This window comes from Streptomyces sp. Alt3 (genome assembly GCF_030719215.1).
In the GTDB taxonomy this organism is placed as follows: Bacteria; Actinomycetota; Actinomycetes; order Streptomycetales; family Streptomycetaceae; genus Streptomyces; species Streptomyces glycanivorans.
Genome location: NZ_CP120983.1, coordinates 7,850,582 through 7,873,741 on the forward strand (window position 1 = coordinate 7,850,582; position 23,160 = coordinate 7,873,741).

Below are 23,160 nucleotides of genomic sequence, written 5' to 3' on the forward strand. Positions count from 1 at the left end.
CCGCCCGGCCGGCGTCAGCCCACCGGAACGGCAGTTCGGGCGGGCCGGGCGCCGAAGGTCTCGCGGCCCCGGGGCCCGGCCCGGCCGGCGACTGGCCGCCGCCCGCCGTGGCGGCAGCCACGGCGCCGGGAACGCGCGGCGGGCACCACCAGCCGGCTCTCAGTCGCGCACACAGAACTCGCGGTCGGTCAGCCACTGGCCGAACCAGTCGTCCAGCGGGACGGTGAGGCACCATTCGGGGTCGTTCACGTCCGGGGTGGGCACCGTCGGGGCGGGCTCGTCGGGCACGGGCGTCGTCGGTGTCGCGCTCGGTTCGGCAGCGGGCGCCGAGGGCTCGGTGGCGTCCGGCAGCCCGCTCAGCATCTCGCGGAACACCTTCGAGGACTCGGGGTTGTCGGCGCACTGCCACACCCCGTGCGGGCAGTAGTCCGTGATCGTCTGGTAGACCGGCTTGTGCAGGTCCATCCACTCCAGCATGCGGCGCATGTACTCGGGGTTGTCGCCGTTGCGGAACAGCCCCCACTCGGGGAAGGAGATCGGCTTGCCGTGCTCGGCGGCGAAGTCGACCTGCTTCTGCAGGCCGTACGGTTCGCTCACCTGCTCGTCGAAGGTCCGAGCCGGAGGCTGGTCGTACGAGTCCATGCCGATGATGTCCACGACGTCGTCGCCCGGGTAGCACTCCGTCCAGGGCACCGCGTCCAGTCCACGGCTCGGTGCGAAGTCGAACCGGAACTCCTGGCCGGAGACGGACCGCATCGCGGTGACGATGCGGTTCCAGTACGCCTTCCACGCGACCGGATCGGGCCCGCAACGGTGCGTGTACGTCGTGCCGTTCATCTCCCACCCGAGGACGATCACCGTGTCCGGGATCCCCAGCCGGACCAGACGCTCGGCCAGCCGGCGGAAGTGCTCGTCGAACTGCCCCTGGGCACCGGCCCGGAGCAGGCCCCGTACCTCCTCGTCGGAGACACGATCCTCGTTCCGTTCCAGCATCGGTGTGTTGAGGACGAGCATCCGGTCCTCGGCGGCCTTCCGCCAGGCCGCCCAGGAGGCGAGGAAGCCGGGACGGCCCTCGATGTTCTCCCACAGGTCGCCCGGCAGATAGGTGTGCCCGACCCTCAGCTCCGTACCGCCCAGCCAGCGCGACAGCTCCGCCATCCGCTGCACGCCCTGCGGCCCGTAGTCCAGATAGGCGCCGACGGCAGTCGTCCCACCGGGCTCCGGCGCTCCCTGGGCGTCGCTCCTGCCGCTCCGGGGGTCCGAGGCGTCGTGGTCGGCGAGGACCGCGCCGCCGACGAGGAGGCAGAGCGCGGTCGCCCCGATGCCGAACTTGGTGAGACGGCGCTGTACGGGCACGGATCCTCCTAGGACTGCGGCCTGACTCCGACGCTGTCGACCCTAAGGAGAAGGATTCAACAATGGGCTGCGGTACCGCCCGTCAATAGACCATTCGCGACACACGCTGCCTCATCGCGGGCCGTTCGGGTGACTCCGCAGGAACGTGAAAGGGAGGGCGCCGACGCGGTTGTCGAAATTCGAGTCGACCAGGACAGGCCCGCCCGAAGTCCGTACCCCTCCCGGACGTGTGAGCATTTCGCGGAAGAGGGCTTTCATCTCCAGCTTCGCCAGATGTGCCCCCAGACAATGATGGGGACCTCCTCCGCCGTATCCGAGGTGCGGATTGGGGGACCGGGTGATGTCGAATTGATCGGGATTCTCGAACACGGCCGCGTCCCGGTTGGCGGACGCGTAGAGGAGCACGACCTTCTCCCCGGGAAGAAAGGTGTGGCCGCCGAGTGCGCATTCGGCGGCCACGGTCCGGCGGAACTGGATGATCGGCGTCGAGTGACGGACGATCTCGTCGACCGCGCCGTCGGCGTAACGGTCGAAGTCGGACTCCAGGAGGGTCCGCTGGTCCGGGTGGGCGCTCAGCAGGACCAGCCCGTGCGCGATCGCGTTCCGGGTGGTCTCCACACCGGCGACGAGGAGCAGCGAGAAGAACGCGCCGAGCTGACGCGAGGACAGGGCCTGCCCGTCGACGTCCGCCCGGACGAGCGCCGAGATCACGTCGTCGGCCGGGGCCCGGCGCCGGTCACGGGCGATGCCCGCCATCTCCAGCTGCATACGGGCCAGGGAGCGCAGACCCCGCCCCGGAACGCGGAGCCGGGCGCGGCCACGCCGTTGGACCCCGACGTACTCCGACGCGTGGTCGATCCGCGCAGCGATGGCGGACCGGTGGCGCGCAGGAATGCCCATCAGGTCGCAGATGACCTCGAACGGCATGCGTGAGGGGGCCGAGCGCATGAAGTCGCCCGGGCCCTCGGCGATCGCCTCGTCCACCAGCCGCCGGGCGACGGCCTCGATGTTCTCCTCGGCTGCGGCCAGCAGCCTGGGCGTGAAGGCGCGCGAGATGGTCCTGCGAAGCCCGGCGTGCTCGGCGCCGTCCATGTTCACCATGGAGTTGCCGAACACCGCCTTGGCCCAGGGGGCCGGTTCCGGGACGGTGACCCCGGGGGCACTGGCGAAGACCTGCGGCTGACGGCTTGCCGCCCGCACGTCTGCGTGCCTCACCAACACGCGGAACGGCGTGCGCGATCCCGTACGAGGCGTGAAGCGGACCGGCGCGTCGAGTTCCCTCAGCCGTGCGAACGCCGACAGCCGTTCCGTCCGCGGGAGCCGCCAGAAAGCCGGATCGGCCAGATCGGCTCCCGCTGTCCCTCGCGCGCGGTCGGTGGGCACCTGCGTCGGCGCGTTCATGCACAACCTCCGGGAGTTCGGACGGCCATGGTTGCCCGCCCGGCGGCGCCCGGCGGCCGACACGGCCGGACGGGCGTGAGGAATTCCCACGGTCGCGCGATGTCCGGCGCATGAGAGAACCGTTCGCGCCCCGTCTCGTTGCCCACTGGAGCGAGATGTCTCGCAGGAGCTGACGAGAGGGAGGTACACCCACCATGAATCCGACCAGCGGCCCCGACGAGGGGCCGGCGGGCACCCCGAGGCCGGCCCGGCGCGCGGTGCTGCGCGCCGTCTTCACGGCGACCGTGCTCGCCGGCACCGGCGGTGCGCTCGCCCCGGTCCTCCTCAGGGGCCAGGATCCGGGAGACCCGGGCCAGGACCGCGACGCCGTGGGGCCCGAGCGGTTCTCCGAGCTGTACAGGGGCCGCACGATCCGGGGCACGGCCACCGCCGTCGTGCCGGCCGGAGCGCAGCCGCGCAACGGGGAGTCCGTCGCGGCTCCCGCCGTCGACGTCAGCATCGACGGGAGGACGCTGCACGTGATGCGGCGTGCCGACGGTAGCTACCTCAGCACCGTCAACCACTACGAGTCGTTCCCGACACTTCTCGAGACGGCCCGCGCGGCGGTCGACGAACTCGGCACCGCCCAGTTGTCATCCGTCTCCCCGCACACCATCTGAGACCTAAGGACGAGCACGGGTGCACAGCCGAAAGAATCAGCGCGACCTGACGCGCACCGAGAAGAAACGCCTGGTCGACGCGATCCTGGAGCTCAAACGCTCGGGCCGTTACGACGACTTCGTCACCCTGCACCGGCAGTACTACGTCACCGACGGCGAGAGCCGCCCACGTCCCGCCCACATGACCCCGTCCTTCTTCCCCTGGCACCGTCAGTACCTCCTGGAGTTCGAGGAGGCGCTGCGGTCGGTCGATCGCCGGGTGTCGATCCCGTACTGGGACTGGACGCGAGACAACACGGCGAAGTCCTCCCTCTGGGCGGAGGACTTCCTGGGCGGCAACGGCAGGCCCGGCGACCGGCAGGTCATGACCGGGCCGTTCGCCTACCGGCAGGGGAACTGGCGCATCCGTGCCAAGGTCACCGACGACCACTTCCTGCGACGCAACTTCGGCCGCCCCTCCGCACCCGTCACCCTGCCCGGTGCGGCGGAGGTGGACCGCGCCCTGGGCGACCCGGTGTACGACACCGCGCCCTGGAACAGCGTCAGCACCACCGGCTTCCGCAACAGGATCGAGGGCTGGGGCATCAGAGGCGGCAGGGGTGTCGCCAACCACAACAAGGTGCACCGCTGGATCGGAGGATCGATGGCCGGCGCCGCGTCCCCCGACGACCCGGTCTTCTGGCTGCATCACGCCTTCATCGACCTGCTCTGGACCCGCTGGCAGAAGGCGCACCCCCGCTCCCGGTACCTGCCGGCCCGCACGCTCCCGGCCGACGACCCGCAGCGGGACCGGATCTTCCCGCTCGACCGGCCGATGCCGCCCTGGGACGTGGCCCCCTCCCAGCTCATGGACCACACCCGGCTCTACCGGTACGTCTGAACGACGCGGGCCGCCCCCGGAACGGAACCGGGCCCCCTCCCCCGCCAGGAAGCGGAGGGAGGAGGCCCGACGGTTGCCCCGGGGGAGATCAGTGGCCGTAGCCGTACTCGTCCGCCTTGGCCTCGTGGTGGTCCGAGACGTTGGCGCAGGTGTTGCCGAACGCCGGGTTCAGCAGGGCGATCACGTTCACCGTGTTACCGCAGACGTTGACCGGGATGTGCACGGGCACCTGGACGGCGTTGCCCGAAAGGACACCGGGGGAGTGGGCCGCGACGGCCTCCGCGCCGGAGTCGGCGGTAGCCATGCCGGCGCCGCCGGCGATCAGGGCACCGGTACCTGCCATGACGGCGGCCACCTTCGAGATACGCGACATCAGTTCTCCTTGAGAGGGTCGAAACCGGCCACCTGGAGTGCGGCCGGCATGCTCTGACAACGCGGAAGTCGACAGACGGTAACGGATCGGAGGAAAACTCATCATCTCGGCTCAAGTCCGTCCGATGAACGCCATTCCGGTCGCCGGGAGTTCGCTCAGCCGGCCGCGCCACTCCCGTGCGGCGGGAACGCGGGACTTCACCGCCTCGGCTCCCCGGTCCCGCACGGTCAGCTGCGTCTCACGCAGCCGCAGCAGCGGCGCCAGGCCGGAACGGGCCAGCAGCAGACGCCGGTTGACGACCGGCACAGGACCCCAGTGGTTCTTGTACTGCTCCGAGCCGCGCAGCAGACTCAGCACACCGCGGTCCAGGCCTCCGGCCTCCCGCGCGATCTCGCGCAGCAGCATCGTGGAGACATCGACCTTCCTCTCCCTGAGCCGGGGATGGACACCGTACAGATAGCCTCCGGTCAGCCGTGCCGAACGGTAGGACAGGTCGGCGGCCACCACCTCCCCGTCGAGCACGAACTCCCTGACCGAGGCCTCTCCGTCGCGCACCATCCGGCGGGTGGAGCGCACCAGGTGCGAGCAGAAGCGCGGCCGCAGGTGCTCCGGGTTGACGCCTCTGCCCAGCCACTGCAGTTCGTGCAGGGAGAGCAGGGTGCCGATCGCGCCCGCGACCTGCTGGACCGGCGCCGTACGGCACTCGATGCCCAGCGTGTCGATCCTGCGCAGCTTGGCGCGGGCCCGCTGGGCCCGGGAACCGGTCATCCTTCCGATGAGGGCGTCGATCGGCTCCGCGGGCAGCTCCATGCACGTCGAGTCCGTGCGGCTGCTCCGCGCGCCCGACCACGCATCGAACAGCAGGTGCGCCGAGGCGTCGGGACGAACTTCCCGCAGGTCCACGACGGTGTGCGAGGCGGCCCGGTGGAGCCCCCGCTCCAGCGCGGTGACCGCGGTCCGGGTGTCCTCGCCGTCCACCAGGATGTCGAAGAAGTCGGAGATCGCACCGCCCATCGGCACCAGCAGAGGCATCGGGCGGTGGACGAGCATCAGGGGAGCCGCCCCGATCAGACGACCGTCCCGGCGCGCAAGCACGACCCGGAGCCGGCCGGGGACTCCGTAGGAGAGCCACCACGAATGGAGCCACGCGTGGCTCTGGAAAGGGGTGGCGGTGGGGCAGCGGCGGTGCAGCGCGTCCCACTCCGCCGCGAGGTCCGCGAAGTCCGCCAGGTCCCGGCAGAGGGTGACGGTCAGCCGTCCACGGCGGTCGTCCTTCATCGCACGAGGGGCATCGTTCATCGCACGAGCTCCCGTTCGCCGGCCGTGCCGCCCTGGGCGGGCCCGGGCACCTGCGCGGTGACACCGCGTCGTCCATTTCGGGGGCGTACGAGCAGGACCAGTCCGCCGACCAGCCCGCCCGCACTGGCGCCGACGGCCGTACCGAGCGGCGCGGAGGGGGACACCGGATCGGCCGGAGGCACGGCGTGCGAGAACTTGATCAGCTTCACCCCCGTGTCCTTCGCGACGTGCCCGCTGCTGACGACCACGGCCTCGGTCACCGCGTTGGCGATGTCCGCCGCACGGTCCCGGTCGGCAGACGTGCCGGTCACCGCGATCATGGGCGAGTCCGGGGAGGTCTCGGACCGCACATGGGTGCGCAGTTCGCGAACGGGCTCCCCGGCCGCTCCCTTGGCGTAGGCGAGCGTGGCGTCGCTGGTTGCCAGCCGGCCGTAGGACTGCGCGTAACCCAGTGCGGCGGCCGGGTCGGTGTCCTTGCCCGCGGTGACCATGGCGTAGCTGGTGGCGGCGTACTCGGGCTGGGCGAGCACACCGTAGGAGAATCCGCAGGTGGCTCCGAGCAGGACGCAGGCCGGCAGGGGCCACCAACCGGTCTGTGTGAATGCGGGGCGGAGCCTGCGCAGCCGTCCGGTGACGGTCGGCTGCTGCTCGGGCGAGTCGGTCATGGATGTGCTCTCTCGGTCGGGGGGACTGTGGCGGTGCCGACGGACTGTGCGTAGACGTCCATGAGGCGCCGGCTGCTGAGCCGGATGTCGTAGTGGTCCACGGCCGCGGGCGGCGGCAGCCTGCGCGCGCCGCCCTCCACGTGGTGGCGCAGGGCGGCCGTCAGTTCGGCCGTGGGATCGGTCGCGCCGGAGGCTGCTCCGACGCGGGTCGTACCGGGCACCCGGCCCGCCGGGAGGTCCTCGACGGCGGGGCAGACCCCGTGCACCACGGGCAGCCCGGCGGCCAGGGCCTCGACCACGGCAAGTCCGAAGGACTCCTCGCGGGACGCCGAGACGAACAGGTCGACGGCGCTGAGCACCGCCGGGATGCCGGGAGCGGTGCCCACGCCGCCGCACTCGCCGAGGAACCTGACACGTCCGGTCATCCCGAGCCTGGTGGCGAGAGCCCGCAGCGGCGCGGCCTCCGGGCCGTCCCCGGCCAGGACGAGCCAGGCGTCCGGGACTGCGGCGACGGCGCGGATCAGCACGTCGAAACGCTTGCCTGGGACCAGTCGGCCCACGCCCCCCACCACGAAGGCCGTGCCGGGCAGCCCCAGCAGGGCACGTGTGGACCGCCGCAGACCGGCGTCGAAACGGAAGGCCGCGGCATCGACGCCGTTGGGCACGGTGTGGATCCGGGCGGCCAGGCACACCCCAGTCGCGCAGCCTGCCCGCGACGGTGTCGGAGACGGCGACCGTCGCCGCCCCCAGCCGCTCGGTGCGCAGATAGAGCTCACGGGTGCCGCGGGTCAGCGGCCGTCCCTCGATCTCCGCGCGGCCCAGCGAGTGCTCCGTCGCCACGACGGTGGTGCCGGCCAGGCGCGCCGCGATCCGGCCGTAGACACAGGCCCGGTAGAGGTGCGTGTGCACGAGATCGTAGGAGCCGCGCCGGATGAGCCGCGCCAGCCGGGGCACGGCGCCGAGGTCCCGGTTGCCCCTCATCCCCAGGTTCCGGACGTGTACGCCGTCGGCCCGCAGCCCTTCCGCGACCGCTCCGGGGTTGGTGAGCGTCACGACGTCGCAGCGCACCGGCAGATGCCGCAGCAGCAGCCGCAACTGCTGTTCGGCCCCGCCGGCGCCGAGCCCGGTGATGACGTGCAGCGCCTTCACGCGGCCTCACCCGGGCCCGCGTTCCCGGCCGAGCGGTACCGCAGCCGGTGCCGTACCTCCTTGGCCCGCAGACGCGCGCCCCGGTCGGCGTGGCTGACATGTGTGCGGGGCAGGGCGAGCGGTCCCGCCAGGGCGCCGGGAGCCAGGGCGCAGCCGTAGGCGTATCCCGCCTCACGCACGGACTCGGCCACCCGCCGGTCGGCGAAGCCGTACGGATAGCAGAAACCGGAAGGCGCCCGGCCGGTGACGCGGCGGAGTTCCTCCCGGCTGCCGTGGGTCTCCCGGCGCAGCTCGTCGTCGGACAGCTCCGTCAGATCCCGGTGGAGCAGCCCGTGCGAGCCGATCTCCATCCCCGCGGCGGCGACGGTACGGACGCCCTCCTCGGTCAGGAGCGGCCTGCGCGGGCCGAGGGGGTCCCAGACGTTAGAGCCGCCGGGCCTCCCTGGCAGGACGAACACCGTCGCGGTGCAGCCGTGGGCGAGCAGCACCGGAAGCGCCTCGTCGAGGAAGTCCGCGTACCCGTCGTCGAACGTGAGCCCGACCAGCCCGCGCTCACCGGCGGCTCGCGCGCGCAGCAGCGTCGCGGTTCCCACGCCGGTCAGGCCCCGGCGGCGCAGCCAGGTCAGCTGCTCGTCGAGGCGGTCCGCGGAGACGGTGATGCCGTACGGGTCGTCCGCCGGATCGCTCACCGAGTGGTAGGTCAGGATCCACGGCCGGGACCGGACCGGCAGCGTACGGGCACGGGGTGGCGAGGTGTCAGCGGCCATGGGGGAACCTCTGTCGGATGAGTGCCAGCAGATGGACTGCTTCGGGGGCCCGGAGCGCGAGTCCGGTGAGCAGGAACGCCAGGGGTACGAGGAGGCAGCCGGCCGCCAGCCCGGAAACCGGCCCCGGCACCAGGTCCGTGGCCAGCCGGCCCGCCGCCGCCGCGACCGCCGCGGCGGCCACCGGGCGTGCGAGGGAGAGCGCGACCGCCCGGGGCCGCACGGCGACCGCTCGCGTGCCCAGTCCCAGCAGCATCAGCAGGGCGGCCGTGCTGATGCCGACGGCGTTGGCGGCCGCGATGCCTTCGACGCCGAACGGGCCGGTCAGGAGCAGACCGGCGACTGTGGTGACCAGGAGACCGGCGCCCATCGCGCCGAGCGGGTACCAGGTGGGCCGACCCGCCGAGAAGAACGGCCGGCACAGCGCGCCGACCAGGGTGTGGCCGAGCAGACCGAGTGCGTAGACCCGCATCACACCCGCCGTGGCGGCGGTGTCCGCGGCGTCGAAGGCACCCCGTTGGAAGAGGACTTCGACGATCCGGGGCGCACAGCCGAGGACCGCCGCCGTGCCCAGCAGCACCACGGTGCCGGCCAGGGCGAGGTCACGTTCGACCCGCCGCCTGGCCCCTTCCCGGTCCCCGGCCGCCATGGCCCGCGCGACGACGGGGAAGGTCACCGTGCAGATCATCATGGACAGCACCATCGGCAGCTGCGCGACCTTCTGCGCGTAGTTGAGATGTGAGATGGCCCCGTCCGGCAGGGACGAGGCGAGGAACCGCTCGACGAAGACCTGAGACTGACGGCTCACCACGAACAGGATCACCGGGGCCAGGACCGTCGCGCCGAGAAGTGCCGAGCCTTCCCCCCTGACCGACCGCCTTCCGCCCCGGCCGGGCATCAGCCGGACGAACGCGGGAAGCAGGGTGAGGATCATCAGCAGGCTCCCGACGGCGACACCCGCCGCGGCGGCGCGCACCCCCCATACGGTGTGCAGGGCCAGGGTCATGCCGATGATGCCGATGTTGTACGCGATGTAGACACCGGCCGGCGCCAGGAACCTGCCGTGCGCCCGCAGTGCGGCGCTGAAGTACCCCGTGATCCCGAAGGTGAGCACCGTGACCGCCGTCAGCCGTGTGCAGTCCACCGCGAGCCGGGGATCGTCCAGTCCCGGTGCCAGGACGCCGACGGCCCAGGGCGCGCCCCAGACCAGCAGTCCGCCCGCGCACGCGAGCGCGGCGAACAGCCTGGGGAGGGTGTCGGCCACGAGTGCGCGGACCGGGTCCTGCGTATGGCCGCCGGCGGCCCGCCGGGTCAGCGCCAGGCTGAACGCCGGGACGAGCAGCAGCGCCATGCCGTCCTCGATCAGCAGCGTGGCGGCCATCTCCGGGACCGTCCACGCGATCAGGAAGGCGTCGCTGGCATGACTGGCGCCGAAGAGCCGGGCGATCGCCTGGTCCCGGACGAGCCCCAGCAGGGCGGCGACCACGGTCAGTCCCGCCGCGCCGCCCGCCGCCCGGGCGAGGAGACGCCCCGGCCGCGTCCGCGCCCCGGGCGTGGACAGCTTGTCGGCCGTCGTCCCCGGGGCCGGGTCCGTGGTGGTCCCGCTCACGGGCCGGCCGTCCTCTCCGGCCTGTCGAGCGCCCACCACGCGGCGAGGCCCAGCACGATGCCCGTCAGCACGGTGGAGGGGCCGCCGATGTCCGCGTACAGGAAGTCGACCGTCTGCCAGGTCATCAGTCCGACGGCGGCGAGACCGCAGTCGACGGCCGCGGCCCCCCTGGCCCGGGCGAGCATCAGCCTGCGGACCCCGCCGGCCAGGAGAGCCGCCCAGGAGCCCACCAGCGCGGTGAAGCCGATGATTCCCTGCTCGCTGAGCACCAGCAGATACATGTTGTGGGGGGAGAGCAGGGGCTGCTTGCGGAACTCCTGGCCGGCCCCCGCCGTGTCGCTCCCGGCGGAGAGACCGATCGAGGCGTGCCCGTCCCGGTGTGCCGGGAAGCCCTTCAGACCGACACCCGTGGCGGGGTGCTCGCGCCACATGTCCGCCGCGGCGGCCCACATGGTGTAGCGGTCGTTGACCGACCGGTCGGGTGCGCTGGTCACCTCGGTGATGCTGGTCAGCCGCTGCGAGATCATCTCGGACCCGACGCCGAAACCACCGACCAGGACGACTCCGGCGGCGCCCAGCACGGCCAGCGCGCGGACGGCCTGCCGGAGCCCGGTCAGCGCGATCACGGCGAGGGCCCCCGCCGCTGTCGCGATCCACGCCCCCCGGCTGAAGGACAGGGTGAGCGGGACCACCAGCAGAGCGGCGGTCACCGGAGCCCACGGCCTCAGCCGGCGAGGCGTGCCGGCGGGCGCCCGGAGCGCGTACGCGGTGGCCGCCACCAGGCCGTAGCCGACCACCGTGGCCATCCCCATCACGTCGCCGGGGCCGAACGTGCCGACCGCGCGGATGTCCTCGCCCATGTACGAGGCGCCGGAGCCGGTGACGTACTGGTGGACACCCGTCGCCCCCTCGACGACCGCGAGCAGGACGAGCGTGCCCGCGACGGTCCGGAACCCCTGAGCGTCCCTGACCAGCAACAGCACGGCGGCCGGCACCAGCACGAAGATCTGCAGGTACCGCACGAACCCGGGCAGCGCCGCCACCGGGTCAGCGGCGGTGACCGTGGCCAGGGCGAGGCCCACGGCCGGCAGGCCCAGCACCACCGCCGCGGCCGGGGAGAGCGGACGACGCCGCCGGTGGAGCAGAAGGCCCGCACAGACGAGGACGGCCACACCCGAGAGGAGATCCGCCGCAGGTACGCCGAACACGGTCCCGGCCCCCGCGCCGTCGCCCGGCAGGGCCACGAACAGGACCGTCGCGATCAGCGGCAGTACCTGCCACCGGTGGGTCCACCCGCGCGTGGGTGCCTCCTCCCTGACGGCGGGAACGGCGGGCGCCGCGGTTACGGTGAGTGCCACGGTTCAGCTGCCTCCGAGCCGGAACACCGAGCCGGCCGTGCGCGCCAGTACGCACAGGTCCTGCCACAGCGACCATGTCTCGATGTACCGGTTGTCGAAGCGGGCGCGGTCCTCGATCGAGGTGTCGCCGCGCAGCCCGTGCACCTGCGCCAGTCCCGTGATGCCGACGGGCATCCGGTGCCGGGCCCGGTACCCGGGGTGCATGCGGCTGAACTGCTGGACGAAATAGGGGCGTTCGGGGCGCGGCCCGACCAGGCTCATGTCGCCCCGCACGACGTTCCACAGCTGCGGCAGCTCGTCGAGCGAGGTCCTGCGCAGCATCCTGCCCACGCGGCTCATGCGCCGGTCCTCCGACACGTTCCACCGGGTGGCCGACTCATGTGCGTCGGCGGGTCGCAGGGTCCGGAACTTCAGCAGGACGAACGGCCGCCCGTGCTCGCCGATCCGCTCCTGGTGGAAGATGACACCTGGGCCGTCGGACACGCGGACGGCGAGCGCGCAGGCGGCCAGCACCGGTGACACCACGACCAGGGCGAGCGCGGCCAGCACCGCGTCCATGACCCGCTTCACCCGGTGCGCCACCGGCCGGTGAGGTCCGGCGGACAGCGACTGCGCCGCGAAACCCCACACATGGTCCGGTCTGCCCGTCGTCCGGCCCCGCGTGACCGCGCCCTGATCGGTGATCAGCCACACCTGGCAGCCGTGCCGCGTGAACAGGGCGAGGAGCTCCGCCCCGTCGGGCACCGCCTCGGGCGCAACCGTGAAGACGGCATGCCGCACGGAGTTCTGCACGACCGCCCGGCCCGCGTCCTGCACCGACGCGAGGACGGGCAGCGGTACCTGTCCTGGGGGCTTTTCCGCCCCCGTGCCGGAGCCGGCCACCCGGCCGACCGGACGCATCCCGTACCGCCGGTGTTCCTGCAGCACTGCGACGACCCGGTCGGCGACCGGACCCTCGCCGACCACCAGGGCCGACCTGGGGCTGCGCGCGGCCGACCAGAGCCGGGACCTGTGGACCACGGCGCGGGCACCGCAGCCCACCATGGTCTGGAGACCGGCCGCACAGCCGAGCGCCGCCCAACCCGCGGCCTGGCGCGGGTCGTACAGGGTCACCGCCTCGGCGACGACGTACCACTGCACGACGGCCAGCCACGCCAGCGCGGGCAGTTCGGCCAGGGCGGACGGGGAGAACCGCGGCCGGTAGAGACCCCGGTAGGCGTGCAGGAGCGCCTGGACGGCAGCCTGTACGAGGACGACGGCCGGCGGCCACACCCCCGGCGCGACCAGGGCTGCGGACACGCCGAGCGCGAGCGCGTCGGCGGCCATGAGCGCCGCCGGGGCGCGCCGCCGGGTGACGCGTGCGGTGGGCCGTGGGGCCGTGGTGTCCTTACCGCCGCTGCGCGGTGGCCGGATCGCGGTCGCCGCACGCCGTACGGCGGTCGCCTGGGCGGCCCGGGGGACAGGTGCACTCTCCGTCGTCATCGCTCGGTGCGCTTCCTCGTCGTGGAGTGGGACTGGCCGACAAGTTCCTCGTAGAGATTCAGGACCGCGCCCGCGGTCCTCGACACGTCGAAGACCGACCGGGTGCGCAGCTGCGCCGTGCGGCCCAGCTCCGCCCGGAGCGCCGGGTCGCCCAGCAGAGCGGTCAGCGCCGCCGCGAGCGCGGGTGGGTCGTCGGGCGGCACGAGACAGTGGGGCAGGTGCCCGGGAGGCAGGCTCTCCCTGGCCCCGTCGACGTCGGTCAGCAGGACGGGGGTGCCGCAGGCCATGGCTTCGAGGGGGGCCAGTGCCATCCCTTCCCAGCGGGAGGGGAGGACCAGGAGGTCCGCCGCGTGGATCCAGGGCCGCACATCCGCGGTGGCGCCCGCGAACAGCACGCCGGGCGGTGCGGTGCGCCGCAGTTCGTCCCCGTACGGTCCGTCGCCGACCAGGACCAGCCGTGCCCCGGTCGGCGCCGCCGTCCGCCAGGCCCGCAGCAGTACGTCCTGGCCCTTCTGCCGGCTCAGGCGTCCCACACACACGGCGAGCGGCACGTCTGCCGGAAGGCCGTCGAGGAGACGAAGGGAGGCCCGGGCCGCTGCGCCCGCGTCCTCACCGCCGGGGCGGAAGCGGCCGAGATCGACGCCGTTGTGGATCACCGACCAGCTTGCCGTGATGCCGGCGCGTTGTCCGGCCCCGCGCTCGGACTCGCTGACACAGAGGATGCGGTCGCTCCACCGTGCCCCGAACCGCTCCCACCCCGCGGCCAGTCGGGCGGCCCCGCCCTCCAGAGCCTCGAACGACCAGGCGTGCGGCTGGAAGACCGTCGGAACCCGGCCGCGTACGGCCAGACGTCCGGCGAGCCCCGCCTTGGCGCTGTGCGCGTGGATCACGTCGGGAGCGCAGGCACGGATCAGCCGGTGCGCGGTGGCGACCTCCCGTCCCAGCCCCGGGCCCGGGGCCCGCTCAGCCGGCCAGGCGCACACCCGGGCTCCGGCGGTGGACGCCCCGGTGGCCAGCGGCCCGTCCGGAGGGCAGGCGACGACGGGACGGAGCCCTGCCCGTACCTGCGCCGCGACCAGGTCGGTCACGACCCGTGCGACGCCGCCCTCCACCGGCTGGACCAGGTGAAGGACTGTCAGCCGACTTCTGTCGGTGCAACTCTTCTGCAGCACACATGGCTCTCTTTCACATGCCCCGAAGAGCCGGTTCGGGTGAACACCGGCGGCAAGGAGTTTGGCGGCGGAGATCAGATGAGTAGAACGGAAAACCGAAATGCACTGTTGCAGACCGTGCGTGGGAAAACACGCAGATTCACGCTCGTGTCCACATGGATTGACGCGGGACAGGCCGCCGACCACCGGTTCCTCGAACCGTGCGGCGTGTCAGTCTGCAATGTTTCCCATTGTCCGCAGCGGTGTCGCATGATGGCCGGGCTGTATGTCTCTGTGCATCCCCAGGGCCGCGGATACGCCGAACGGTAAATGCGCCGCATTTGTCGACGAGTTGAGCGACCGAATTCCAGGCCCGGGGTGTTCCGGTCGTCCCGGCGGCATTCCCCGGCGCCTTTGCCGTCCGCGAACGTTCCGTGCGAACCGGCCGAACACGCCGACAGGGCCGTGGTGTCCGCAGTGCACCGGACCCGCTGCCGACCGGGCGGTGTACCCGCACGTGCGGCCGAAGGGGCAGTATCGGGTAGAACTCGTGATGATCGTCCGCCCCGTGGCGGTCCGCGAACGGCCGATGAGTACAGAGGAGAAACGATGGTTCACGAACGGGCCGGTCAGCCGGCGCAGCCCGGCGACCTGGTCGATGTGGCACGGCTGGTGACGGCCTACTACACGGTCCGTCCCGACCCGGCCGAGCCCGGTCAGCGCGTGGCCTTCGGAACCTCGGGGCACCGTGGATCGGCGCTCGCGGCAGCCTTCAACGAGGACCACATCGCCGCCACGACCCAGGCGATCTGTGACTACCGGGAGCGGCAGGGCACCGACGGACCGCTGTTCCTCGGTGCCGACACCCACGCACTGTCCGAGCCCGCCCGGATCACGGCTGTGGAGGTCCTGGCGGCCAACGGCGCCACCGTCCTGATCGACAGTGACGACGGCTACACCCCCACCCCGGCCGTCTCGCACGCGATCCTGACGTACAACCGTGACCGCTCGGCCGGTCTTGCCGACGGCATCGTCGTCACGCCCTCCCACAACCCGCCCGCCGACGGCGGGTTCAAGTACAACCCGCCGCACGGCGGTCCGGCCGGATCGGACGCCACCTCCTGGATCCAGGACCGGGCCAACGCCCTGATCGAGGGCGGGCTGAAGGAGGTCCGGAGGATCCCTTACGCCCGGGCGCTCGCCGCGGACACCACCGGACGGCATGACTTCCTGACCGGTTACGTCGACGACCTCCCCGCGGTCCTCGACCTGGACGCCGTCCGTGATGCCGGGATCCGGATCGGTGCCGACCCGCTGGGCGGCGCCTCGGTCGCCTACTGGGGGCGCATCGCCGAACGCCACCGGCTCGACCTCACCGTGGTCAACCCGCTCGCCGACCCCACCTGGCGTTTCATGACGCTGGACTGGGACGGCAAGATCCGCATGGACTGCTCCTCGCCGTACGCCATGGCCTCCTTGATCGAGCGCCGCGACGCCTACACCATCGCCACCGGCAACGACGCCGACGCCGACCGGCACGGCATCGTCACGCCCGACGGCGGACTGATGAACCCCAACCACTACCTCGCCGTCGCGATCCGCTACCTCTACGCGCACCGCGAGGGATGGCCCGCCGCTGCCGGCATCGGCAAGACCCTGGTCTCCTCCTCCATGATCGACCGCGTCGCCGCCGATCTGGGACGGCAGTTGGTCGAGGTCCCGGTGGGCTTCAAGTGGTTTGTCGACGGTCTCTTCGGCGGCACGCTGGGATTCGGCGGCGAGGAGTCCGCGGGCGCGTCCTTCCTGCGCCGAGACGGCCGGGTGTGGACCACCGACAAGGACGGAATCCTGCTCGCCCTGCTCGCCTCCGAGATCACCGCCGTCACCGGCTCCACCCCCTCGCAGCACTACGGTGAACTCACCGCCAGGTTCGGGGATCCCGCCTATGCCCGGGTCGACGCCCCGGCGACCCGTGAGGAGAAGGCGGTGCTGGCCCGGCTCTCCCCCGAGCAGGTCACGGCCGACACGCTGGCCGGCGAACCGATCACGGCCGTCCTCACGGAGGCGCCCGGCAACGGCGCGGCCCTCGGAGGACTCAAGGTCTGCACCGACAGCGCGTGGTTCGCCGCGCGCCCGTCGGGCACGGAGGACGTCTACAAGGTGTACGCGGAGAGCTTCCAGGGGGCCGAGCACCTGGCAGAGGTCCAGGACGAGGCCCGCGCCCTGGTCTCCGACGCCCTGGGTGCCACGGGCTGAGTATCAGGGCGCGCTGGAGTCCGCCTTCCGCGTCCGGCACCCCCGGACGCGGAAAGCGGGCCGGCCTGCCGCTCAGGCGTCGGGCACGGTGTGCCTGACCTGCTGGAGGAAGGCGGCGTTGTCGGGAGTCCTGCGGATCCTGTCCAGCAACGTCTCCAGCGTGGCCTGGGCGTCCCTCGTGCGCAGGGCGCGCCGCAGGCCGCGCACGGCGGCCAGTTCGGCCGGCGGCAGCAGGAGTTCCTCGCGGCGGGTGCCGGACGGCGTGATGTCGACCGCGGGGAAGACGCGCCGGTCGGCCAGCGCCCGGTCGAGACGGAGCTCCATGTTGCCGGTGCTCTTGAGCTCCTCGAAGAAGTAGTCGTCGGCGCGTGAACCGGTGTCCACGAGTGCGGTCGCCAGGATGGTGAGCGAACCGCCCTCCTCGGCGAGCCGGGCCGCCCCGAACAGCTTCTTGGGGCCCATGAGCGCCGCCGCGTCCACGCCGCCGCTCAGCGTACGTCCGCCGGCGCCTGCGCTGTTGTTGTGCGCGCGGCACAGCCGGGTCAGGGAGTCGAGCAGGATGACGACGTCCTGGCCCTGCTCGACCAGCCGTTTGGCGCGTTCCACGGCGAGATCCGCGAGCGCGACGTGCTCCTTGGGAGGCCGGTCGAACGTGGAGGAGTACACCTCTCCCCGCACGGAACGGCGCATGTCCGTCACCTCTTCGGGGCGCTCGTCCAAAAGCACCACCATCAGATGGCACTCGGGGTGGTTCACGGCGACCGATGCGGCGATCTGCTGCAGCAGTACGGTCTTCCCGGTCTTCGGCGGTGCGACGATCAGCCCGCGCTGGCCCTTCCCCACCGGTGACACGAGGTCGATGATCCGCGGGGCCGGACCGCCCTCCGGGCGCTCCAGGCGCAGCCGCTCCCGGGGGTGCAGGGGAGTGAGATCACGGAAGTGCGGCCGGCCCCGGAGCGTGTGCGAGGGGCGGCCGTTGACGGCATCGACCCCGGACAGGGCGCGAGGGCGCTCACAGGTCCCTTCGACGAGGTCGCCTCTGCGCAGGCCGTACCGCCGGATCAGCGCGGGCGTCACCTGGACGTCGCGGGAGGAGGGGCAGGCCCCGTCGACGCGCAGCACGCCGTGTCCGCCGGCCGCGGTGTCGAGGACACCGACGGTGCGGACGGGCTGATCCTGTGGGGTCACGGGGCGTTCGAGTGTGCTGGTCATGGTGGTCCTTTCGCGGACATGGCGTGTGAGGGGTCCGGCGAAGGCGAGGCGGCGTGATCACGCCTCGTGCGACGGGCACGAGAGGCCCGGACCGGACGGAAGAGGTGGTGCGAGAAGCTGATCGCCGGTCGTCGAAGGACGGGCGCAACAGCGGAAGAGAAGCACCGGCGCCCCATCAGGGCGTTCACGTGTGCTGACCAGACCATACCACGCGATGAAGGGCAGGGGGAGAAAGGAGGTCGTCACCGAGCGCGGTGCGTGTTCTCCGGGGACCGGGGACCGGGCGGGGAGCGGCGAACCACCCCCGCCCGGTGCGCCCTCAGCTCTCGCCGCGGAATGCCCGCAGGATCTGCTCGGCGGCCAGCGTGGCCGTCAACTCGCCTGCGCGGACGCTCTGTTCGAGCTCCGGAGTCAGGGTGCGCACCGCCGGATGGCTGCGCAGGCCGTCCAGCAGCTCGTCGCGGACCATCGCCCAGGTCCAGTCCACCTGCTGCTCGCGGCGCTTGGCCGCCAGCCGCCCGGTGGACTCGAGGAGCGTGCGGTGCTGCTCCAGCCGCTCCCACAGGGCGTCCAGCCCGGTCGACTCCCTGGCGCTGCACGTCAGCACCGGGGGAGTCCAGGCCGCGTCCACCGGATGCATCAGCCTCAGCGCTCCCGCCAGTTCACGCGCCGCCGCGCGGGCGTCGCGTTCGTGCGGGCCGTCGGCCTTGTTGACCGCGATGGCGTCGGCCAGCTCCAGGACACCCTTCTTGATGCCCTGCAACTGGTCGCCGGTACGGGCCAGAGTGAGCAGCAGGAAGGTGTCGACCATGTTGGCGACCGCCGTCTCCGACTGCCCCACGCCGACCGTCTCCACCAGCACCACGTCGTAGCCGGCCGCCTCCATGACCACGACGGACTCCCGGGTCGCCTTGGCCACCCCGCCGAGGGTCCCCGCGGTGGGGGAGGGGCGTACGAACGCCCTCGTGTCCACGGCCAGCCGCTCCATCCGGGTCTTGTCACCCAGGATCGAACCGCCCGTACGACTGGACGACGGGTCCACGGCCAGCACCGCGACCCGGTGCCCGAGCCCCGTGAGCAGGGTGCCGAGGGCGTCGATGAAGGTGGACTTCCCCACCCCCGGAACCCCGCTGATCCCGATGCGCCGGGCGCGCCCCGAATGCGGCAGCAGCTCGCTCAGCAACCGCTGCGCCTGCGCCCGGTGGTCGGGACGCGTCGACTCGACGAGGGTGATCGCGCGGGCCACGAACGCCCGCTTCCCGTCGAGCACGCCCTTGGTGTACGCGTCGATGTCGATGTTCCGCGCCATCCGTCAGCGGCTCACAGCTCGTGGCCGAGCGCGGCACCGAGCCGCGTGACCAGGTCGTGGGCGGCGTCCGGGATCACCGTGCCGGGCGGGAACACCGCGGCGGCACCCGCCTCGTGCAGCGCGTCGACGTCCGCCGGCGGGATCACCCCTCCCACCACGATCATGATGTCCTCCCGGCCCTCCGCGGCCAGTTCCTCACGCAGTGCCGGCACGAGCGTGAGGTGACCGGCGGCCAGCGACGAGACGCCCACGATGTGCACGTCCGCCTCGACCGCCTGCCGGGCGACCTCACCCGGCGTCTGGAACAGCGGGCCGACGTCGACGTCGAAACCCAGGTCGGCGAAGGCCGTCGCGATCACCTTCTGGCCGCGGTCGTGCCCGTCCTGGCCCATCTTGGCGACGAGGATGCGCGGACGCCGCCCCTCCGCCTCCTCGAAGTCGTCGACCAGAGCGCGTGTGCGGTCCACGGACGGGGACTCTCCTGCCTCTTTGCGGTACACCCCGGAGATCGTACGGATCTGGCCCGCGTGCCTGCCGTACACCTTCTCCAGCGCGGCCGAGATCTCCCCGACCGTGGCCATCGCCCGGGCGGCGTCGACCGCCAGCGCCAGGAGGTTGCCCTCCAGGCCCGGCCCCGGGTCCCGCTCCGCTGCCGCGGTGAGGGCGGCCAGTGCGTCCTGGCAGGCCGTCTCGTCGCGCTCCTCGCGCAGCCGGCGCAGCTTCTCGATCTGCTGGGCGCGCACCGAGGTGTTGTCCACCTTGAGCACGTCGATCTTCTCGTCGTTCTCCACCCGGTACTTGTTCACGCCGATGACGGGCTGGCGCCCGGCGTCGATCCGCGCCTGCGTACGGGCCGCGGCCTCCTCGATCCGGAGCTTCGGGATGCCCGCGTCGATGGCCTCGGCCATCCCGCCGGCCGCCTCGACCTCCTCGATGTGCTGCCAGGCCCGCCGCGCCAGATCGTGCGTCAGCTTCTCGACGTACGCACTGCCGCCCCAGGGGTCGATGACCCGGCAGGTGCCGGACTCCTGCTGGAGCAGCAGCTGGGTGTTGCGGGCGATCCGCGCCGAGAAGTCCGTCGGGAGGGCGAGCGCCTCGTCCAGCGCGTTGGTGTGCAGCGACTGGGTGTGTCCCTGGGTCGCCGCCATCGCCTCGACACAGGTGCGCGTCACGTTGTTGAACACGTCCTGCGCGGTCAGCGACCAGCCGGACGTCTGCGAATGGGTGCGCAGTGAGAGGGACTTGGAGTTCTTCGGGCCGAACTCCTTGACCAGCTTCGCCCACAGCAGGCGCGCCGCCCGCAGCTTCGCGATCTCCATGAAGAAGTTCATGCCGATCGCCCAGAAGAACGAGAGGCGCGGGGCGAACGCGTCCACGTCCAGGCCCGCGGCCTGCCCGGCCCGCAGGTACTCCACCCCGTCGGCCAGGGTGTACGCCAGCTCCAGGTCGGCCGTCGCGCCGGCCTCCTGGATGTGGTAGCCGGAGATCGAGATCGAGTTGTACCGCGGCATCTTCTGCGAGGTGAACGCGAAGATGTCGGAGATGATCCGCATCGAGGGGGCGGGCGGATAGATGTAGGTGTTGCGGACCATGAACTCCTTGAGGATGTCGTTCTGAATGGTCCCCGCGAGCTTCTCCGGTGCCACACCCTGTTCCTCGGCGGCCACGATGTAGAGCGCGAGGACCGGCAGCACCGCGCCGTTCATCGTCATCGACACCGACATCCTGTCCAGCGGGATGCCGTCGAAGAGCTGGCGCATGTCGTAGATCGAGTCGATCGCCACACCCGCCATGCCGACGTCACCCGTCACCCGGGGGTGGTCGCTGTCGTAGCCGCGGTGGGTGGGCAGGTCGAACGCGATCGACAGCCCCTTCTGCCCGGCCGCGAGGTTCCGCCGGTAGAAGGCGTTGGACTCCTCGGCCGTGGAGAATCCGGCGTACTGACGGATCGTCCAGGGCTGGTTGACGTACATCGTCGGGTACGGACCGCGCAGATACGGCGCGATGCCGGGGTACGTCCCGAGGGAGTCGAGCCCCTCCAGATCCCTGCCGGTGTACAGCGGCTTGACCTCGATGCCCTCCGGAGTCTCCCAGAGCAGCTCGTCCTCGGACCGGCCGGCCGACTCCTTGACCGCGGTGCGCCACCGGTCCTCGGAGGCCTCCTCGGGAGTACCTCCTGCCAGGGAGACGTCGGAGAAGTCAGGCACCACGGGCACGTCGGTCCCGGTCGTCTCGGGGGTCTGCATCACGCCACTCCCATGCGGTCGAGTTCGGAGGAGAGAACGGCGACCACGTCGCATCCGGCGAAGACATGGACGTCGGCGCCCGCGTACTCGGCGGGGCGCCCCGCCAGCAAGAGCTGCTGTGCACCGGCCGCCCTCAGGGCCGCGGTGACCTCATCGGCCTGTTCGGCGTACAAGGCCTCGGTCGAGCACAGGCAGGCGATGCCCGCGCCGCTGGCGGCGAAGGCCGCGGCTGCGGTCGACGCGTCCACGGAGCCCGGCTCGTGGACGGGCTCGATGCCGCCGGACAGGAAGAGGTTCGCGGCGAAGGAGGCACGGGCGGTGTGCACCGAGGCGGGCCCGAGAGCGGCGAGGAACACCTTCGGTCGGCTTCCCGTGGCCGCGAGATGCGCGTCCGACCTGGCCCGCAGCGTCTCGAACGCCTCGTCACGCCGGACCGTGGGCAGTCCGCCGCGGGACGGCCCCACCGGTGCGGCCTCGCGCTCCACCGGCCGCTCGTCGAGCGCCGGGAACTCGCTGACCCCGGTGACCGGTTCCTTCCGTCGCGCCAGGTCCCTGCTCCGGGCCGCCCAGGTGGCCGCGAGCCGCTCCCGGACCATGCCCGACCTGAGCGCGGTGGCCTGACCACCGGCCCGCTCCACCTCCTGGAAGAACGCCCAGGCGGACGAGGCGAGTTCGTCGGTCAGCCGCTCGACGTACCAGGACCCGCCCGCCGGGTCCGTCACCCGGGCCAGGTGGGACTCCTCCATCAGGATCGTCGAGGTGTTGCGGGCGATCCGCCGGGCGAACGCGTCCGGCAGGCCCAGCACATGATCGAACGGCAGCACGGTGACCGACTCGGCTCCGCCGACGCCCGCGCCCAGACAGGCCAGGGTCGTCCGCAGCATGTTCACCCAGGGATCACGGCGCGTCATCATCACCGACGACGTCACGGCGTGCTGGCGCTGCGCACCGGCGTCCGGAGCCCCGCAGACCTCGGCGACACGGGCCCACAGCCGCCGGGCCGCGCGCAGCTTGGCGATCGTCAGGAACTGGTCGGCCGTCGCCGCGTACCGGAACTCCAGCTGGGCGCACGCCTCCTCGACGGAGAGACCCGCCGCCGTCAGCTCCCGCAGATAGGCGACACCCGTGGCCAGCGACAGCCCCAGCTCCTCGGCGGCCGAGCCACCCGCCTCGTGGTACGGCAGCGCGTCCACGGCCAGGGCGCGCAGCCCGGGGTACTCGCGGGAGCACAGGAGCGCCCAGTGGACCGCGGTGCCCAGGTCCGGCTCCGCCCCCGTACGGGCGGCCTGCCCGAGCGGATCCACCCCGAGGCTGCCGCGCGCGGCCTCCTTCGCGAGCCCTCGGGTCTCGTACAGACCCAGCAACTCCCGCACGGCGGGGCCGGGATCGGCACCCGCGTCGAGCACCAGGGGAGCCAGGTCGAGATGGACACCCTCCAGTGCCCTGGCGAGGCCGGAGACCGGAACACCGCCGGGCCCGCCGACGGCCAGCCAGAGCGACGTGACACCGTTCTCCAGGTCGCCGAGCAGGGCCTCGTTCAGGCGTACGGGATCGGCCAGTTCGTGACGCTGGCGGACGTCCCAGCCGTCCGTGGTGTTCCCGGTGGCCCTGCTGCCCCGGGTGAAGGGGGCGAAGCCGGGAAGACCGGGGTCCGGTGACGCGTCGGCGGAGGTGTACAGAGGGCGGACCGTGAGTCCGTCCTCGATCGAGGTGGACAGTGCTTCCTCGGCTGCCGCGCCCCCGACGTCCTTGCCCGACCTGCGCAGTACGCCTTCGACGAGGCTCTGCCACTGATCGTGGGAAGGGTCGGTGAACTCGGCGGCCGGAGAAAACCCGTCAGCAGGCAGGACCGTCATGCTCAGATGCTAGGTCAGCACTCTGAAGTGCAGCAGGGCAACTGGCTGTGACCTTGCACTCTCCGAAATGTGCCGGATTTCCCGGGTGGGCGGCCTTGTCCTCGGACCATGACCGGGGAGGCGGAGCCCGGCGCC

Annotated in this window: 17 protein-coding genes and 1 pseudogene; 3 read left to right on the forward strand and 15 right to left on the reverse strand. The window is 72.2% G+C overall.

Annotation, left to right across the window (positions count from 1 at the left end):
* Positions 1-159: 159 nt before the first annotated feature.
* The gene (locus P8A20_RS34720; protein ID WP_147961889.1) at positions 160-1,356 is read right to left on the reverse strand and encodes a glycoside hydrolase family 26 protein; all 1,197 of its coding nucleotides are present in this window, start codon (positions 1,354-1,356) and stop codon (positions 160-162) included.
* A 111-nt stretch (positions 1,357-1,467) separates the two neighbouring features.
* A complete protein-coding gene (locus tag P8A20_RS34725) occupies positions 1,468-2,757 on the reverse strand; it encodes a cytochrome P450 (protein ID WP_306104932.1) in 1,290 nt (429 codons plus the stop codon).
* A 194-nt stretch (positions 2,758-2,951) separates the two neighbouring features.
* Here P8A20_RS34725 and P8A20_RS34730 point away from each other — a divergent pair, with 194 nt between their 5' ends.
* Both P8A20_RS34730 and P8A20_RS34735 read left to right on the forward strand, forming a co-directional pair.
* Positions 2,952-3,416, forward strand: a complete 465-nt coding sequence (locus tag P8A20_RS34730) for a tyrosinase family oxidase copper chaperone (protein WP_306104933.1) — start codon at positions 2,952-2,954, stop codon at positions 3,414-3,416.
* A 19-nt stretch (positions 3,417-3,435) separates the two neighbouring features.
* Entirely contained in the window at positions 3,436-4,296 is an 861-nt protein-coding gene (locus P8A20_RS34735) for a tyrosinase family protein (protein WP_147961892.1), read from the forward strand.
* An 88-nt stretch (positions 4,297-4,384) separates the two neighbouring features.
* On the opposite strand, the gene P8A20_RS34740 is transcribed toward P8A20_RS34735, so the two are convergent.
* The 9 genes and pseudogenes from P8A20_RS34740 to P8A20_RS34780 form a co-directional block, all read right to left on the reverse strand.
* A complete protein-coding gene (locus P8A20_RS34740) occupies positions 4,385-4,669 on the reverse strand; it encodes a chaplin (RefSeq protein ID WP_109881445.1) in 285 nt (94 codons plus the stop codon).
* A gap of 111 nt (positions 4,670-4,780) precedes the next feature.
* Positions 4,781-5,947, reverse strand: a complete 1,167-nt coding sequence (locus tag P8A20_RS34745) for a GNAT family N-acetyltransferase (RefSeq protein WP_306105235.1) — start codon at positions 5,945-5,947, stop codon at positions 4,781-4,783.
* 17 nt (positions 5,948-5,964) lie between these two features.
* On the reverse strand, positions 5,965-6,633 hold the full coding sequence (locus P8A20_RS34750) for a YveK family protein (protein WP_147961893.1): 669 nt from the start codon (positions 6,631-6,633) through the stop codon (positions 5,965-5,967).
* Positions 6,630-7,782: pseudogene (locus P8A20_RS34755) on the reverse strand (glycosyltransferase). Before P8A20_RS34755 ends, P8A20_RS34750 begins: the two are co-directional and overlap by 4 nt.
* Positions 7,779-8,549: a polysaccharide deacetylase family protein gene (locus P8A20_RS34760; RefSeq protein WP_147961895.1), complete on the reverse strand. Its 771-nt coding sequence runs from the start codon at positions 8,547-8,549 to the stop codon at positions 7,779-7,781. The pseudogene P8A20_RS34755 and the gene P8A20_RS34760 overlap by 4 nt, the downstream one beginning before the upstream one ends.
* Entirely contained in the window at positions 8,539-10,155 is a 1,617-nt protein-coding gene (locus P8A20_RS34765) for a lipid II flippase MurJ (protein WP_147961896.1), read from the reverse strand. The genes P8A20_RS34760 and P8A20_RS34765 overlap by 11 nt, the downstream gene beginning before the upstream one ends.
* On the reverse strand, positions 10,152-11,513 hold the full coding sequence (locus P8A20_RS34770) for an O-antigen ligase family protein (protein ID WP_147961897.1): 1,362 nt from the start codon (positions 11,511-11,513) through the stop codon (positions 10,152-10,154). The genes P8A20_RS34765 and P8A20_RS34770 overlap by 4 nt, the downstream gene beginning before the upstream one ends.
* Positions 11,514-11,516: 3 nt before the next feature.
* The gene (locus P8A20_RS34775; RefSeq protein WP_147961898.1) at positions 11,517-12,995 is read right to left on the reverse strand and encodes a sugar transferase; all 1,479 of its coding nucleotides are present in this window, start codon (positions 12,993-12,995) and stop codon (positions 11,517-11,519) included.
* Positions 12,992-14,167 carry a glycosyltransferase family 4 protein gene (locus tag P8A20_RS34780; protein ID WP_147961899.1) on the reverse strand — a complete coding sequence of 392 codons (1,176 nt, stop codon included), beginning with the start codon at positions 14,165-14,167 and terminating at the stop codon, positions 12,992-12,994. The genes P8A20_RS34775 and P8A20_RS34780 overlap by 4 nt, the downstream gene beginning before the upstream one ends.
* A 588-nt stretch (positions 14,168-14,755) precedes the next feature.
* Between P8A20_RS34780 and pgm the strand changes: the two genes are divergently transcribed.
* Complete coding sequence (gene pgm / locus P8A20_RS34785; RefSeq protein ID WP_306104934.1) at positions 14,756-16,402, forward strand: phosphoglucomutase (alpha-D-glucose-1,6-bisphosphate-dependent); 1,647 nt, start codon at positions 14,756-14,758, stop codon at positions 16,400-16,402.
* A 72-nt stretch (positions 16,403-16,474) separates the two neighbouring features.
* Here the strand turns inward: pgm and rho are convergent, their stop codons facing one another.
* The 4 genes from rho to mutA all read right to left on the reverse strand — a co-directional run bounded on the left by rho (position 16,475) and on the right by mutA (position 23,025).
* The gene (rho, locus tag P8A20_RS34790; protein ID WP_147960647.1) at positions 16,475-17,614 is read right to left on the reverse strand and encodes a transcription termination factor Rho; all 1,140 of its coding nucleotides are present in this window, start codon (positions 17,612-17,614) and stop codon (positions 16,475-16,477) included.
* A 319-nt stretch (positions 17,615-17,933) separates the two neighbouring features.
* Positions 17,934-18,923, reverse strand: coding sequence for a methylmalonyl Co-A mutase-associated GTPase MeaB (gene meaB / locus P8A20_RS34795; RefSeq protein WP_147960646.1), 990 nt, complete (start codon positions 18,921-18,923; stop codon positions 17,934-17,936).
* An 11-nt stretch (positions 18,924-18,934) separates the two neighbouring features.
* On the reverse strand, positions 18,935-21,169 hold the full coding sequence (gene scpA / locus P8A20_RS34800) for a methylmalonyl-CoA mutase (RefSeq protein ID WP_147960645.1): 2,235 nt from the start codon (positions 21,167-21,169) through the stop codon (positions 18,935-18,937).
* Complete coding sequence (gene mutA, locus P8A20_RS34805) at positions 21,169-23,025, reverse strand: methylmalonyl-CoA mutase small subunit (RefSeq protein WP_306104935.1); 1,857 nt, start codon at positions 23,023-23,025, stop codon at positions 21,169-21,171. The genes scpA and mutA overlap by 1 nt, the downstream gene beginning before the upstream one ends.
* Positions 23,026-23,160: the final 135 nt, after the last annotated feature.